Origin of the sequence: Catenulispora sp. GAS73, from assembly GCF_041262085.1 — a bacterium.
Taxonomy (GTDB): domain Bacteria; phylum Actinomycetota; class Actinomycetes; order Streptomycetales; family Catenulisporaceae; genus Catenulispora.
Genome location: NZ_JBGCCM010000004.1, coordinates 78,024 through 94,267, shown reverse-complemented (window position 1 = coordinate 94,267; position 16,244 = coordinate 78,024). Strand labels below are relative to the sequence as shown.

The 16,244-nt window shown below is 69.0% G+C and carries 7 protein-coding genes; 1 reads left to right on the top strand and 6 read right to left on the bottom strand.

The features are described from left to right. Nucleotides 1-20: 20 nt before the first annotated feature. The 5 genes from ABH935_RS07350 to ABH935_RS07330 form a co-directional block, all read right to left on the bottom strand. Nucleotides 21-1,565, bottom strand: a complete 1,545-nt coding sequence (locus tag ABH935_RS07350; protein ID WP_370377024.1) for a nitrilase-related carbon-nitrogen hydrolase — start codon at nt 1,563-1,565, stop codon at nt 21-23. Nucleotides 1,566-1,903: 338 nt separating this feature from the next. Continuing rightward, a complete protein-coding gene (locus ABH935_RS07345) occupies nt 1,904-2,683 on the bottom strand; it encodes a hypothetical protein (protein WP_370377023.1) in 780 nt (259 codons plus the stop codon). Continuing rightward, nucleotides 2,680-3,267: a SigE family RNA polymerase sigma factor gene (locus ABH935_RS07340; protein ID WP_370377022.1), complete on the bottom strand. Its 588-nt coding sequence runs from the start codon at nt 3,265-3,267 to the stop codon at nt 2,680-2,682. Before ABH935_RS07340 ends, ABH935_RS07345 begins: the two co-directional genes overlap by 4 nt. 129 nt (nt 3,268-3,396) lie before the next feature. Beyond that, complete coding sequence (locus tag ABH935_RS07335) at nt 3,397-4,401, bottom strand: hypothetical protein (protein ID WP_370377021.1); 1,005 nt, start codon at nt 4,399-4,401, stop codon at nt 3,397-3,399. Between the two features lie 60 nt (nt 4,402-4,461). Continuing rightward, nucleotides 4,462-13,587 carry a DNRLRE domain-containing protein gene (locus ABH935_RS07330; protein WP_370377020.1) on the bottom strand — a complete coding sequence of 3,042 codons (9,126 nt, stop codon included), beginning with the start codon at nt 13,585-13,587 and terminating at the stop codon, nt 4,462-4,464. 295 nt (nt 13,588-13,882) lie between these two features. On the opposite strand from ABH935_RS07330, the gene ABH935_RS07325 reads away from it, so the two are divergent. Further along, the gene (locus tag ABH935_RS07325) at nt 13,883-14,407 is read left to right on the top strand and encodes a trypco2 family protein (RefSeq protein WP_370377019.1); all 525 of its coding nucleotides are present in this window, start codon (nt 13,883-13,885) and stop codon (nt 14,405-14,407) included. A 122-nt stretch (nt 14,408-14,529) separates the two neighbouring features. On the opposite strand, the gene ABH935_RS07320 is transcribed toward ABH935_RS07325, so the two are convergent. Next, the gene (locus tag ABH935_RS07320) at nt 14,530-16,239 is read right to left on the bottom strand and encodes an alpha-amylase family glycosyl hydrolase (RefSeq protein WP_370377018.1); all 1,710 of its coding nucleotides are present in this window, start codon (nt 16,237-16,239) and stop codon (nt 14,530-14,532) included. Nucleotides 16,240-16,244: the final 5 nt, after the last annotated feature.

Here is a 16,244-nt window from a genome sequence, read left to right as displayed (position 1 = left end):
CCGGTCTCACCACGGCCAACCTACTGCGCCGCGGTCTCAGGCGTCGGCGCGGTTCGCACCGCCAGCTGCTCTGATCCGCCGTGCGGCGTACCTCGACGCCCCGCGCGGGACCTGCCGACATACGCGACGGCGATTCCGGCGAGGAACAGGACGACGCACGTCCACGCGAACCAGTCACCGAAGCGCGCGTACAGCGTGGACGAAGCAGGCGACGGCAGCCAGGCGGTGACCGAGACCATCGACGGGCCGGACGTTCGCGCCTCGGCGGTCACGCGGCCATAAGGATCACTCACGGTCAGCGCGCCCTGCCTCGCGGCACGTACCACGGTCATGCCATTCTCGATGCCCCGGGCGATCGCCATCCTGCTGTGCAGCCACGCGTCGTCGGAGAAGTCCCACGCCGGCACGAAGAGCGTGCTGGCGCCGTGACTCCGGTAGTCGCGTACCAGGTTGGGGAAGTCGAGGTCGAAGCAGACGGCGAGCGCCCAACGGTCCTGCCGGCCGGGAAGGAAGGCCTGACTGTGCCCCGCGGTCAAGTCGTCCTCCACACCGGTGACGAGGTGCTGCTTGAAGTAGGTGACCGGGGCGCCCCCGTCAGCCGGGAGGTCGATCGCCGCGTTGAAGAATTGATTGTCCCGCTTCAGAATCAGCCCGACGACGATGTCGAAGTGTCGCTGTTGCGCGAGGCGCGACAACGGGCCGGTGAGCGTGGGAAGGCTCGTGTCGTCGGCGGTGAAGGCCTTCTCCGGAAGGACGACGACCCGGATGCCCTGTGCGGAAAGCGCCTGAACGCCGCCCACGTAGGCGTCGAGAAGATCGTGGCCGGCGGCCGATTCGACGGGCGTCGGATCGATCTCGCGGTCACTGGCCATCAGGGCCACACGCTCTCCGGTTTGCGGGTGCGAGGAGTGCAGACGCCACGCGCCGTAGCCCAACGCGACGGCCAGTACCGCCGTCGCAGCGACGGCCGGCTGCCACCGGCGCGCTCGCGTCTGCCTCTGCTCCCGCGCCCGGCCCCAGCCCTGCGGTGCGAACACGGTCGCAGCCGCTGCCGGCACCAAGAGCACGAGGAAGGTCACGCCCCATATCCCGGTGACCGAGATGATCTGGAACACGGGCAGGACGCTCGCCTGGGTATAGGCCAGGCTCCACCACGCGCCGAACGGTGCCGCTTGCGACATCACGAGCTCCACCGTGACCCAGGCCGCCGGAAAGACGACGGTCGCCAGGAGCGGACGCCGTTGCCCGATCAGGGCGCGCGCGAGCAGCACCACGAGCCCGAACAGCAGCGCCGAGCCCCCAATGATCAGCACCGCCACCGGCACCGGAATCTGCACGGTGTCGACGAAATAGCCCCACATCGCCGACTCACCGCCCAACCACGCGGCGACCGCGAGCCCGAAGGCAGCACGCCGGCCCACCCGAGGCGCCATCAGCAGCACCGGAAGCGGCGCGAGCCAGGTGAGCCAGGGCACCGGCCGCAGACCGGTGCTCAGGAAGAACAGGATGGCCGACCCCGCCGCGGCCCCGATCGCCGTAGCTGCCAGCCGATGGTTCGACTTCACTGAGACGTCTCCTCTCCAAAGGAATCGCCTCAGTGAACGGCGCGCTCTCTGGTACCCGCATCGCCGCTACGAGCGAACTAGGCATCGTCCGTAGGGACTACTGCGGGCTGGGTAGCGCGAAGAAGTGCAGCGTCTGGTTGAACGTACCTGAATCAGGGGTCGGATAACCGGTCGCAGCCCGGCCGCTGACCGAGGTGAAAGAATCGCCGGGCGCTGTCAGGCGCCCGGCGAATTCGCCCTACCGCGTTGTGCGCGCGACTAGAACTGCGAGATCCGTGGCTGCGGAACGTGTCGCTGGCAGCCGCAGAACACACCGTGCCGATCCAACGGCGTCGGGGCTAGTGAGCAAGCTCAGAGGCGATCGCCTTGTCCCAGATGGGCGACTGCACGAGCTTGGTGACCTGGTCCTGGGTGAGCGCGAGTTCGGAGGCCGGCGTGGCGCCCTTCTCCATCGACACGTTGATCTCGAAGATGTCGACCTTGGTGCCGTCGGAGCGGTACCAGGCGACGTCGAGCAGCTTCAGCCCCAGGCTGCCGGTTCCGGACGGGTTCTCGATCACCAGGTGTGAACCGTCGGGCAGGTCCTTGACGGTGACTCCGGGCTCCGAGCCCGTCAGACCCGACGCGGCCCAGGAGGAGCGGGAGACTTCCACCAGGACGTTGCCGACGCCGGCGCTGTAGCCGATCTTCAGCCTGGCGTACGCGCCGGTGTGCGGGCCGGGCGCGGCGAAGGCGGCGCCCGAACCGGTCAGATCCGCGTCCGTGCCACCCCTGGACACGACGTCCTCGCTGGTGACGCCGTACGGCGCGATCCCCTGCTCCAGCCACTTCACCATGTCCTCGCCGCTCACCGCCGGAGCCGCTGGCGGCTGCCCGGCCGCACCCGTCGCGGGCGAGCCGGCGTGGGATCCGGCGAAGCTGCCGGCGCCGACGGCCACGGCCGCGCCGACCGCCACCAGACCCAGCGCCGAGCCGCCGACAGCCCGCACGCGGGTGCGGCGCCGCCCGTCGCCGACGATGGCGCCGTACGGGGCGCTCCCCGGGAAGAAGTCCTCGGCCGCGTCGTTCAGCAGGTCCCGCAGACCCGTTTGCATCGTGCTGTCGCTGTGTTCTGTCATGGTGTTCTGACTCCCATCATGAGATCTTCGGGGGCGGCGGCGCGCAGGGCCGGATGCAGCCGGAGCTTGGCCAGGGCGCGATGCGTCTGGCTCTTCACGTTTCCGACGGAGCACCCGAGGACCTCGGCCGTCTCCAGTTCCGTAAGGTCGGACCAGAAGCGCAACACCACGATGGAACGCTGCTTCTTCGTCAGATCTTGGAGCGCGGCCACCAGCGCGCGCCGCTGTTCGATCTGTTCCGTGGCGTCGGACGTCGCACGTTCCGGCAGTTCGCCGAGGTGCTCGACGACGCGCCGCTTCCGAAAGCGGCCGGCGTTGCAGCGCAGCATGATCCTGTGGACGTAAGCGTCGGGGCTGTCGCTGGCACGAACCCGGTTCCAGCCCTGGAACGTCCTGGCCAGCGTGGCCTGGGCGAGATCCTCGGCGTGCTGGCGGTCGCCGGTCAACAGGTAGGCCGTCCGGACCAGTCTGGGCCACCTCGCGACGACGAACTCGTGGAACTCGGCCTCGCGCGCCTGTCGGCCACCGCCACCGCCACCGTCCGGCGGTGGTGCTTCGCGACGCTTACCCTGTTCGTTCTTCATTCGGTCCCTCCTCACCTAGGAAGTGGACCGACGGGCCGCGAAGGGTTGTCGTTAGCGGAAGAGTTCTTCGGCGGCTAGTACGGCGACGGCGCCTGATCCGGACGAAGCCACCGGCAAATCAGATTCGCCTCACTGAACACTGAGGCGAATCTGATGCCTGACATCCTTGTCGCACACGAAGACGTTCAGCGACCCGCCCCGGCCGACCACCACCTGGGTCGGCACCGACGCGTCATACGCGTCCGCGGTCGCCCGGTCCTCCAGCGGGATCCAGCTCATCGTGCCGCCGTCCCACTCGCTGCTGGCGATCCGCACCAGCAGCGACATCGGATCGCCGCACTCGCACAGCAGCCGGGCCGGACCGGTCACCGGCCAGGCCGCGAAGCCGCCGGTCTTCCAGCCCGGGGCCACCGAGAGGTCGGTCGAGTAGCGCGGCGCGTCGTCGTCGTCCCAGTCCTCCCAGTCCTCCAGCCGGTCCCGCAGCCGGTCGGGAAGCAGTTCGATGTCCTGGTGCTCGGTCACGCGCTCCGGATTGAGCGCGCACGGCTCCGCGACGTATCCCTCGTACCCGACGGCCACCGGCAGCGGCGGTTCCCGCAGGACGTCGCCGACGTCCTCAGCCCGCCGCCAGACCACCGTCAGCAGTGGCTCGTACCCGGTGGCTCCGTGCGCGTCGTAGGGACACCACAGAAGCTGAAGCAGATCGGCGTCGTCCGGCCACGGCAGGTCCGGCACATCGCGCGCGTACACCTGCGCCAGGGGAAGCAGCGACCTGTAGTGCTCCGTCTCCGGCGCCTTGACGCTCTTACGGCCCAGCGTCCGCAACAGCTCCTGCTCGGCCTCGTCAGGCCCCTGACGCGCCCCGGGCGCCGGGACCCTGGTCCACGCATCGGCGAGCAGCCGCCGGCGCTCCCTGATCTCGCTGATGAGCGCCGCACGGCCGTAGCGATGCTCCTGCGGACACGTCGGCCAGGCCTCGTCCGCGGGCCACAGCAGCGGTCCGCCGACGGAACTCTGTGACGCGTCGACGACCGCCGGCCGCGGATGCAGGCGGGTTGCCGTGGCCCGGAACTCACTCAACTGCGGGAAGACCGCTTCGATGTCCAACGGCCTCGCCGGTGTGGTCCGAGCCACGACAACCCTCCATCACTTCGTGCTAGTCGACTACTTGGCTATCACTTGACTACTACTTGGCTACGGAAGGTTGGGAACCGCAGTCCTCACCCCCGCGGCCGGGTTGTCCAGGAATCCAGACATCGTAGAGCCGCCGGCTCCGACTCCGCTGAACTCCAGGCTGATGGGAATGGGGTTGGTGCCCGCGTACACGGGTTTCACCGAGTATTGCACCGACCCCTCGGCCTTCACCGTGTCGTACACCCACTGCTCGAACATGTCCCGCATGAGCGGCGAGTTGGTCGGCGTCTGTTCCAGGGTCACCAGGTTGTACTTCGAGTACCGCCCGACCCCGCGTCCGCCGAGACGTCCGGCCAGCAAGTGGCCGCGCGCCTCGTTGAACAGCGTCCCGTTGCCGCGCCATCCGGGAGTCCGCCGGGAACCGGCCTCGGACCCCTTGTTGAGCATGTCCCGGGTCACCATCGCGTCGATGCCGGTGGGCCGCTTCAGATCGTCCAGGGCGCCGTAACGCACCTGGCCGTTCCAGTCGTACTGGTCACCGCCGCAGTTGTGGACCAGGACCGTTGTACCGCCGGCCTCGACGTAGAAGTCGTGGTCGCCGGGGACCGTCAGGTCCCACATGTCGCCGTCGGACTTCGCCGGGGTGAGGCCGCCGACCGCGGTGACGGCGCTGCCGTCGTCCGTGGTGAGCTGGTCGCCCTTGGGCAGCTTGGCGGCCTCCACCCAGTTCTTCCGGGTCTTGTCGAAGAACAGGTGGTGCGCCGTGGTGTGGACGACCTGGTCGCCCTTCGCGGTGTGAACCGTGAGGTCGTACAGGTCGGTGTCGTGGTTGACCAGGACTTCGGAAGCGGTGCTGTCCTTGGTCTTGCCGGTGGCGGTGTCGGTCGACTTGACCTTGTCGCCGGCCTTCATCTGGCTGATCGGCTTGGTGCTGCCGTCGGCCAGCTGGACCTGGGTGTCCGCGGTGAAGCTCTGGCCGCCGCACTTCGGACCGCCGAAGGCGCCGAACACCGCGCCGAGGGCGCCGGAGAACGCCGTCGCCTCGGCCAGCCCGCTGAACGAGCACTCCGCACCGACCGCGCAGCCGACGCCGTAGCTCGCCGCCCCGCCCGCGGCGTTGGACAGGCCGCCGGCGGCCCAGCCCGCCATGGTCTCGGGCAGCAGGACGGCCACGCCCTCGGCGACCGCGCCGAAGACCGCACCCTCCCCCGCCGCCGAGGCGAAGGCACCGCCGGAGCAGGCGCTCCCGCCGGTCTCGGCGCAGGAGACACCCTGGGCGGCCACGGTGCCGGCGGCACCGCCGACCACCGCGCCGGCCAGGCTCGCGACGCCCGCGCAGATCGCGATGCCGGCGCCGGCCGTCTCCGCGTCCAGCAGGGCGTTGCAGACCCCGTACCCGATGGCCTTGCCGACCCAGCCGCCGATCACGCCGCCGCCCGCGCCGCCCAGCCAGCTCAGGAAGCTGTGGCCGTCCTGTTCCACGTTGCTGATCGGGTTGCCGCCGGCGAAGCCGTACCGGCTGCCGCCGGACAGGCCCGCGTCGGCGCCGGCCCCGTTGTAGGAGTCACGACTGACGAACCGGTTGATGTTCGGGTCGTAGCTCCGGGCGCCCATGCTCAGGTTGCCGGAGGTGGTGGAGATCCGCGCCGAGTTGAACCGGTAGGCGTTGAACGGGAACGCGGTCGGGCTGGCGCCGACGGTGTCGGTGCCGGAGTCCAGATTCTTGTCGTCGACACCGTAGGCGGTGTAGCCGTAGGTGCCCGTGGTCGAGCCGGTGCTGTTGGTCAGCGCCTCGACATCGGCGTGCTGGTTGTAGGTGTAGTACTCGGTCTGGTCGGTCGCCGGGGCGTTGTTCGGATCGTGGTTGAGCAGCGCCAGCCGCTCCCCGTTCGCCGAGTAGTCGTACGTCTTGGTGATGGTGTCCGCGGCGGTTCCGGCACCGCCGGCACCGGCCGGGATGCTGACGGTCTCGTCGGCCACCGTGCCGCTGGTGCCCAGGTAGTCCAGCTTCTCCGACTGCGACGTGGCGCTGCCGGGGTTGATCGCCTGGCTGACCGCCCGGTTCAGCGAGTCGTACGCGGTGGTCGTGGTGTTGCTGGTCTGACCGCCCGAGCCGTCACTGGTGATCGACGTCTGGGAGGTGAGGTTGTCGAAGCCGTCGTAGCTGTACTGCTGGCTCACCGTGCCGCTGAGCTGGAACAGCCCGTTGGCGACGTCGTGCAGCCGGCCCAGCGTGTCGTACTGGTAGATGCCGCCGGTACCGGCCTGCGGGGTCGCGGCGTACAGCCGGTCCCGGTCGTAGGTGAAGTCGGTGGTGGCGTTGGCGCCGCTGGTCGGGTCCTTGAGGGTCTGCTCCTCGATGTTCCCGGCGCTGTCGTAGATGTACTTCTGGTCGTCCTTGCCGTTGGTCTCCGAGGTGACCTGGTTGTTCGGGCTGTACGTCAGGATCGAGTCCTGAGACAGTGTGCCGCTGCCGGCGTTCTGGACCGCGGCCTTGTCCTCGGTGACGTTGTTGTTGGAGTCGTAGCTCAGCAGGTGCGAGTCGACGGTGGTGCCGGTCGAGGTCGCCTCGATGCTGCCGGCCAGGGTGCCGTCGTAGTTGTAGCTGTTGGTGACGACGTTCTTGTTGTCTTTGGTCTCCGTGCGCAGCTGGCCGTTGGGGTAGTACATGTAGCCGGTGACCAGCGGCGCGCCGCCGTTCTGCGTGTCCGTGACCTGCGACAGCTCGTTCAGCGCGTTGTGCACGAAAGTGCCGCTGGACTGGTCCTGGGTCTGGGTGTCCAGGTTGCCGGCGGGGTCGTAGTGGTAGGTCAGGGTGTGGACGGCGGTGCCGGCCTTCTTCTCCACCAGCTGGGTGAGCTTGTCGAGGTTGTTGAAGGTCGGCGTGTAGTGGTCGAACTGCGCGTTCGGCGAGCCGTCCGCGATGTCCGACAGGTTGCCGTTGGCGTCGTAGGAGTAGCTGAAGGTGTCGGCCTGGGTGGTTCCGGTGCCGCAGTCGGTGCACACGATCTTGACCGCGTCGGCGATGTTCCCCGAAACCCCGGGCACCAGCTGGATGGACTGGTTGCCGTTACCCGTGCCGGTGCCGGCGCCCGCGCTCAGCGAGATCGTCGCACCCTGGTTCAGCACCTGCCAGGTGCCCGCGTTCTTGGTCTGGTCCAGGGCGCCCAGCGAGTGGCTGACGCCGCCGCTGTCGATGAAGTTGTACACGGCACCGCCGGCGCCGGCCTTCGAGTCCCAGACGTAGACCTGGTAGTCACCCTTCTGCGGGACGGCGAGGTTCCAGGTGAAGTCGCCGGATCCGCTGGTGTAGTAGGTCGAACCGTCGTAGCCGCCGCCGGCCGCGCCCGCGTTCCACCCGCTGGTGCTGGTGTTCCACGAGTCGGCGGTGACGATCTGGTCCTGCCAGCCGTCCGGCAGGCCGGTGTCCTTGTAGCTCTGCAGCGAGCCGTCCGGGTAGTAGCCCCAGTTCAGGTACCGCTGGCCGCCGCTGACGCCGGCCACTCCGCCGGTCGTGTCGCCGCTGTCGGAGCTGGCCACCTCGCGGGTGACCTGCTGCCCGGCGGCGTTGTAGTCGTAGGAGGTGGTGATGTGGAACGGGTCGCTGGAGCTCTGCGTCCAGCCGTTGTCGAAGTAGGTGTAGGCGGTCTTGGCGTCCTCCGGGCTCCCCGGGGTGATGCCGTTGTAGGCGTTGGCCTTCCGGAGCCGGTCGACGCTGGTGACCCGGCCGGCGGTGTCGTAGTGGTAGTCGGTCTCGGGCTGCTGGTCGGCCTTGTACAGGGCGTCGGTCGGGTCGAATGCGCCGAGCACCTTGGACACCCGGTTGTCCGGGTCGTACTGCGTCGAGGTGGTGAACGGGCCGGTCGCGCCGGTGCTGCCGGCGGCCACCCCCTTCGGGGAGATCACCGCGACGTTGTTGCCGGCCTGGTCGTAGACGTACTGGGTGTCGTCGTACTCGGTCGCGGTGCCCGACGGGTTCATCGCGTGCGGCACCTGGACCTGGGTGACCTGGCCGTTGGCGTCGACCGTGTAGTTGACGGTGGTGCCGACCTGGTCGGTGGTGGAGAGCTTGACGCCGTCCAGGTCGTAGGCGATCGACGTGGTCGCGCCGGCCGCGTCGGTGGTGCCGGTGACCTGGTGGTCGACGTCGTACGCGGTCTGCGAGACGTTGAGCCGCGGATCGGTGACCGTGACCTTGTTCCCGACGGTGTCGTAGCCGTACTGCGTCTTGTCCCCGGCCGCGTCGGTGCTCCAGTCCACCTCGTTGACCGGGTCGAAGTGGGTGGTCGTGGTGTAGGTCGGCGGCGAGGCGGCCGGGTTGCCCAACGGTTCGGTGACCGAGGTGCGGTTCCCGTTGGCGTCGTAGCCGTAGGTGGTCACCCGGGCCGCGGTGCCGTTGTTCGGCGGCGCGGTCACGGTCAGCGGCTGGTCGTCCTTACCGTAGGCGGTGGTCATGACCGCGCCGGCGGTCGACGCGCCGGTGTAGATCGGCGCGGAGACCTGGGTGACGTTGTCGTTCGCGTCGTACACCGGCGCCGCGGTGGTGATCGTCGTCCCGCTCGTGGCGTCCTTGGGCGACACCGAGTCCAGCGGACGCAGGAACACGTCGTAGTGCTCGGTGGAGGTGTGGCCCAGCGGGTCGGTGGTGGAGGTCAGCTCACCCCGGGAGCCGTAGACGTAGCTCGTGGTGTTCAGCAGCGCGTCGGTGACCGTGCGCGGCTGGCCGGTGGGCTCGGGGAACTGGGTACTCGATCCGGAGATCGTGTAGAAGCGGTTGTAGGTGGTGGTGTTGTTGTCCGCGTCCTTGACGCTCGCCACCTGGCCGTACATGTCGTACGTGTACGTGGTCAGGGAGGAGTTCGCCGGAGCGCCGGAGGCGGTGCCGTCCGGGGCCTGAACGGTGGCGACGTTCCCGGCGTAGCCCGCCGTCGCGACGTAGCCCGGATCGGTCGGGTTGAGCGGGTAGTAGGTGTAGTGGCTGCGGCGCCCCATCGGCGACGTGGTGTCGGTCAGCCAGGCGACGTGCCCGGTCAAGGGGTCGGTGCTGACCGTCGTGGCGTAGGTGTAGGCGGTCGCGGCGGTGTTGTTCTTGACCGCCAGCGCGTCCTTGTACCAGTTGGGGAAGCCGGTGTTCAGGTTGTAGTTCCACTGGGAGTGCGCGCCGTTGTCCTCCGTCACGTCGGTGACGTTGTTGTCGGTGTCCCAGCCGATGGTGGTGGTGCTCGCGTGGCCGTTCACCGCCGGGTCCACCGAGCTGGTCAGCCGGCCGAAGCTGTCCGTGTCGTAGACCCAGTCGGCCTGCTTGGGATCGGTGACGGTCGCGCTGTTCCCGGAGGTGCCCAGGGTGTAGGCGAAGGTCGTGGTCTGCGAGTCCCGGTTGGTCACTGATTTCGTCCACCACTTGGTGGCCGAGGACGTCGGGTAGTAGATCAGGCCCGTGCCGTTGCCGCGCGGGTCCTTCACCGAGACCAGCTTGACGTTCTTCATGCCCTGCGTCGCGTCGTAGCTGAACCCGAAGGTCTTGGCGATCGGGGTTCCGGCGCCGTCCACCATCTGGCCGAGCAGTCCGTTGCTCGTGTAGTAGAGGTCGATGGTCCGGCCGGAGATGTCGGTGATCGACTTGACGTGGTCGATGATCGCCGGGTCGGTCAGGTTCGTGCCGGGGACCAGCGAGCCGGTGGTGGGGTCGACGGAGGAGTAGCTGTCGCCCTTGTTGTAGTAGGAGAGCGTCAGCGTCTGGTTGTGCAGCGGGTCGGAGATGTAGTCGAGGAACTCCTCGGGCTTGTTCTGCGACTGGCGCTGCGTGTAGCTGAAGTCCGCCTCATTGCCGTTGGCGTCGATCTGCGCGGTCGGGTAGCCCTCGCAGTCGAAGTAGTACGTGGTGCGGTCCGGCCGGGTCATGCTCCAGGCCCGGGCGTTGGTGTCCTGCGGCTTGCAGGCGGTGCCCTGCAGGAACAGGTGCACGCCCGGCGGGGAGATCCACTCGGTCTTGTTGCCGTCGTTCGGGTTCGGGCCCCACTTCCACTGGTGGGCGTTGCCGGTGCCGTCGACCATGACGATCGACGTCGGGTTGGTCTGCGGGTGGAACTGCAGGTTGCTGCCCAGACGGATCGGCGCGGACGCCTCGATCGACCAGCCGAACCCGGTGGTGGTGTCCATCGTGGACATCGAGTTGTACGACAGGCCCAGCGTCGTGCTGAAGCCGACGGACGGGTTGTTGATCAGCTCGTCGTTCCACACCGTGTTGCCGGAGGCGGTGTTCGAGTACAGGGTGCCGCCCGAGCCGGTATCGGTGGTGGTGTACGGGTAGAACTTCTCCAGGCCCAGCTGGTTGTTACCGCTGGGGTCCACCGACACCTGCTGCTGGAGGGAGCCGATCCCGCCGGTGCCGGCGGCCATGGCGGCCAGGCCGGAGGAGTGGTAGGCGGTGTTCGCCTTCGTGACGCCCTGCGCGGTGGCGAAGGTGCCGCCGGAGGACAGGTACACCCCGGTGGACTTGTTGTACATGTCCCACGCCAGCGTGGCGCCCTCGGCCTGGTTGCCGTCGGTCGGCGTCGGCGGGGTCACCTGCGCGTTCAGCGTGACGGTGCCGGCCGGCGCGAGGTCGGACGGCAGCGCGGTCTGCAGCTGGCTGGTACCCGTGACGTCGGTGCCGTCCGGCAGCAGCCAGTGGTAGGTCAGCACGTCGTTCGCGGCCGTCCACGCGGTCGCGGTGGTGTTGTTGATCGTCACCGGGACGCTGTAGGTGGTGCCCGGGTTCATATCCGTCGGGGTGGACGGCGCGTAGTAGGTGGACCCGGTCGAGCTGTCCAGGTAGGTCACGACCAGTGTCGGGGCCAGCGCCGGCTCGGCGGTGGCGGGACCGGCGAAGATCGTGCGTTCCTGCGGCGCGGTCGAGCCCTCGGCGGCCTCCTTGACCAGCAGGCCGTCAGCCGTGCTCGGGGTGTTGACCCAGCCCTGGACGATACTGGTGGCGTCGAAGTTGCGGCGGTTCGGATCGTTGGTGAAGGTGTTCAGGGTGCCGTCCACCGCGCCGATGTCACCGCCGGGCGCGGTCCACGCCGTTCCGGTGGCGGCGCTGTTCCACGTCGCCTGAGTCCCGGTGAACGGCTTGGTCAGCGGATGCAGCTCATACACCGCGCCGCTGGTGTTGGTGGTGGTCGTCTCCTGCCACAGCTTCAGATGCGCGTCCAACACCGTGGACCCGGACGGCACCGCCGTCAGCGCCGGGAAGTTGAAGACCGAGCGGGTGATGCCGTAGGTACCGGAGTTGTCGCCGACCTCCAGCCACGGCTGCGGCGTGCCGGCGTTGCTCAGAGTATTGAGAACCGTGGTGGGCTCGGTCGAGGACAGCGTGGTCGCCGACCGCGCCGGGATGAGAAGGGTCGTGCGGCCCGCCTCCGGCAGCCGGACCACGGTCGTCGGCCCCGATATCAGCGCTCCGGACTTGGTCTTGACCACGACCATGTAGTAGTAGGCGTTGCCATACGGGTCGGAGTTGTTCGCCGGGGTCGGCACCGCGGTGGAGTCGACGAAGCTGGTCTGGCTCGATGAGATCGGCGAGATCTCGGTGCCCGCGGTCGGCGTGAACGTCTGGTAGATGCTGCGGTGCACCTGGTACTCGGCGATGTCGTTCGCCGAGTTGCCGGTGGTGTTGCTGTAGGCGGGCCAGGACAGTTCCGCGCCGGTGGAGTGGATGACCGTCGGGGCGTTCACGGTGACGCCGGGAACCCCGTAGGTGAGCACCAGCTTCGGGTAGTTCTTGACTTCGCCGCCGTAGTAGTAGCCCGAGCCCTCGTAGCGCGGGCCGCCCTGCCCGAGCGTGGCCTCGTTGGTCGCCTTGAGCACGAACCCGTTGTTCGTCAGCGTCCCGTTGAGCCAGGACTGCACGGTCGAGGTGACCGGGAAGTCGTTCCACACCGCCAACTGATTCGCCGTCATCTGCGACGTGCCGGCCACCGAACCACCGATCGTGGAGGCGTTGCTCCACGTCGCCGTCGTCGGATCCCACGCCGCGTTCGCCGCCAGCGCCTGCATCGGCACTGTATTCGTACCGGTGGTGAACGTCTGGTCGTAGTAGAGCTGCAGGTCCGCGGAGGTGAGCGTGGTGCCCGCGGGCACCGTCGGCAGCGCGAACTTGATCAGCGAGCGGGCCGCGCCGGTCGCCGTGGTGCCGACCGACAGCCGCCAGGAGGTGTCGTAGTTCGTGGTGGCGCCGTCGGCCAGGATCATCACGTTGGCCGCGGTCGCCGAGGTCGAGGAGACCACGATGGTCGGATCGACCGTGACCGGGTAGACGCGCGCCTTGTCCGCGAGCCACGACGCGTCCGGGGTGACCGTCACGTGCACGGTCCCGGAGGCCGCGTCGAAGGTCATCGCCTGGGAGACCTTGGCGCTGTAGGCCAGGCCGTAGGGCGAGTTCACGTCCGGCTTGCTGTCGGACATGTAGGGCGCGGGGATCACGAACGCCGGGTTGGCCGACTCGGACCCGTAGAAGGCGATCGCGCCGTCGGCGAGCTGCTTGGGGGTGAACCCGGAGACCTTGAGCGAGAAGGAGTAGGCGGGGCCGGACGCCGGCGCCTTGGCCAGGACGATCTTCTCGGCCACACCGTCCGGACCGGTCTGGTAGGACAAGTCGGTGCCAGGGAGCGCGTTCGCATACGTCGCGGTCTCGCCGGAGACCTTCGGCGCCGAGACCGTCGCGCCGTCCAGCCCCATCTGGATGGAGCTGGAGCCCTGCTCCATCCGGATCAGCGATGAAGCGCTGGAGCCGAAGTAGGTCTGGAACGTGTTGCCGGTGGCACCCGCGACGTAGCCGGCATGACTCAGGGGCTTGACAGACGTGTCAATGCTCTGCCACTTGCCGTGGCTGTCCCGGTAATGGACCGGGACCGCCGACAGCTCCTCCTGCACGCTGCCGTCGGACATCTTGTAGAACGACGCGTTCGCCGTCCGCTTGTCGGTCAGCTCCGAGACCCGCTTCGCATGCGGATCAGCCTTCACCAGCGGCGCGTCCTTGCCCTTCGGCGACTTCCACCCCGCCACCGGCGCCGGCTTCGGAGCCGGAGTCGACTTCCAGTTCCCGTCACCGAGTGGCTGGATGTGCGGTTTGGGCCTGGGTGGTGTCGGGGGTGAGCCGGCAGCCGCCGGCAGCCCCGACATCCCGACGGTCAACAGCGTCGACACCGAAATCCATGACACCCAACGAATCAGCCGACTCACGCGCAGTCCTCCCCGGTCGCAGTGCAGCGGTGATCCAATCACCGCTATGCACAACTACGCGCGGGCGCTCCCAGATATAACATCAGGCCCCTGACCAGTGCCGAGGAACACAGAACCCGGCCAGCGCCGGCAGTGACCACGCCGGAGGCCGCCGCGGCGCTGTAACGCACGGCCGCATCAAGACACTGAGCCCTCTGAGAACGGGACCGGTGGCAACCACGCCCGCTCTCGTGTCAGCGACCGATTCGAGGAGCCGTCCGTGGAAGTCACCAGCGAGAGCGTCGCCATCCGCACCCTGGTCGAAGTGGTGAAGTCCTCCATCTGCGAGGTCCAGGGTGCCGCGGAACCGCGCGCCGGAGAGCTGGTCGCGGCGTCGGCCACACTGACTCTGCACGTCATGATGGACACCACGGTCGGCGGCAAGGTCGATCTGCGCGTGCCGGTGATCGGGGCCCACCTGCGGATCGGCGGCCGCCGCGCGCGGCACCGGATGCACAGCGTGCGCGTGTCCCTGGTCCCCGAGCACCACGGCCGAACCCACCACGACCACGGCGCCGGCGACCCGGAGCTGGTCATGGCGCTGCGCGCGATCAGGGACCTGATGGACGGGACCGGCCGCGGCGGCCACTCGTGGTCGGTGGCCGGGGGCACGGTCCAGGTCTCCTTCGCGGTCACCGACGAGGGCTCCATCTCGGTCGGGCTGAACAGCGACCGCAGTGACGAGCACGTGCACAGCCTGGAGCTGGAACTGCAACCGGCGGATGCGGATCCGGCCGGATCGTGAGGAGAGCGGACACCGTGACGACTCGGCCGCCGTTCGGTCGGCGGGGCAGCTGCCTGCAACGCTGAGCCCTGATTCACCACAGAACAGCAGGCAGCTGCGACCCCGCCGGCAGGCGCCGCGCGTCAGCCCCCGATCCGAAGCCACACCGTCGCGTCAGGCGGCAGCAACCCATCGACCAGATCAGTGCTCTGCAACAGCACCCCGTCGTGCGCCGGCAGCACAACAGCGTCCGACGACAGGTTCGCCACGCACCGGAAGCGACCGTCCCGGACGAAGTCGAGCACTGATTCCCCGCTCTCCATCCACGTCAGCGCGCCGTCCCCGAGCCCCGGCTCGCGACGCCGGATGCGCAGCGCGGCGCGGTAGAGCTCCAGCATCGAGCCGGGGTCGCCGCTCTCTGCCTCGACCGTGAGGTCCGACCAGAGCGCCGGTTGCGGGAGCCACGGCCCAGCCTGCGCGTCGTCCGGCGAGAAGCCGAACGGCGGCTGCGCGCCCGACCAGGGCAGCGGCACGCGGCAACCGTCGCGTCCCGGGTCCGCGCCGCCGGTGCGGCGCCAGATCGGGTCCTGGCGCAGCTGGGACGGGATGTCCTCGACCTCCCACAGGCCCAGTTCGTCGCCCTGGTAGACGTAGACCGCGCCGGGCAGCGCGAATGTCAGCAGGGCCGCGGCGCGGGCGCGGCGCGTGCCGAGGTCCAGGTCCACCGGGCGGCCGTGTTCGCGGCGGTCCAAGCCGAACGAGGTGTCCGCGCGGCCGTAGCGGGAGACGTGCCGGTCCACGTCGTGGTTCGACAGGACCCAGGTCGCCGGGGCGTCGACCGGGGCGTGGATGGCGAGGGTCTCGTCGATGACCGAGCGCAAGCATGCCGCGTCCCACGCGCTGCACAGGTACGGGAAGTTGAAGGCGCTGTGCAGTTCGTCGGGCCGGAAGTAGCGCGTGAAGCGCTCGGCGTCCGGGATCCACAGCTCGCCGATCAGTGCCCGGTCGCCGCCGTAGGACTCGGCGACGGCACGCCAGGCGCGGTAGATCTCGTGCACGTCGTCGCGGTCCTCGTACGGGTGCGGAGAAGGGTGCGACGCCAGATCCGGCAGGTCGGGGTCCTTGGTCACCAGGGCCGCCGAGTCGATGCGGATGCCGTCCGCGCCTCGGTCGAACCAGAAGCGCAGGACGTCCTCGAACTCCGCCCGGACGTCCTCGGACGTCCAGTTCAGGTCCGGCTGCTCGGGGGCGAACAGGTGCAGGTACCACTCCCCCGGGGTCCCGTCGGCGGCCGCGACCCGCGTCCACGCCGGGCCGCCGAAGATCGACTGCCAGTCGTTCGGCGGCAGCGCACCGTCCTCGCCGCGGCCGGGACGGAACCAGAAGCGGGAGCGCTCCGCCGAGCCCGGTTCGGACGCCAGGGCCGCGAGGAACCAGGGGTGCCGGTCCGAGCAGTGGTTCGGCACGATGTCGATGATGATCCTGATGCCGTGGTCGTGGGCCTCGGCGATCAGCAGGTCCGCGTCCGCCAGGGTGCCGAAGGACGGCTCGATGTCGCGGTAGTCGGCGATGTCGTAGCCGGCGTCCGCCATCGGCGAGGGGTACCAGGGGTTGAACCACAGCGCGTCGATGCCCAGCGCCGCGAGGTAGGGCAGCTTCGCACGGACGCCCGGGAGGTCGCCGACGCCGTCGCCGTTCGAGTCGGCGAAGCTGCGCGTGTAGACCTGGTAGATCGCCGCTCCCCGCCACCACGCGCCGGTGCGGGCCGGCGCGTCAGGGCCGGAGACGGCGTCAGAGTCGGAGACGGCCTCAGCGCCGGCCACGGACAGCGTGTTCTCTTGAACGGTCGTCATGGAAG

What these genes read in the sequence shown, in the direction of transcription:
- ABH935_RS07345 (WP_370377023.1), bottom strand. Translation starts at nt 2,683, where the DNA reads ATGACAGAACACAGCGACAGCACGATGCAAACGGGTCTGCGGGACCTG.
- ABH935_RS07340 (WP_370377022.1), bottom strand. Translation starts at nt 3,267, where the DNA reads ATGAAGAACGAACAGGGTAAGCGTCGCGAAGCACCACCGCCGGACGGT.
- ABH935_RS07320 (WP_370377018.1), bottom strand. Translation starts at nt 16,239, where the DNA reads ATGACGACCGTTCAAGAGAACACGCTGTCCGTGGCCGGCGCTGAGGCC.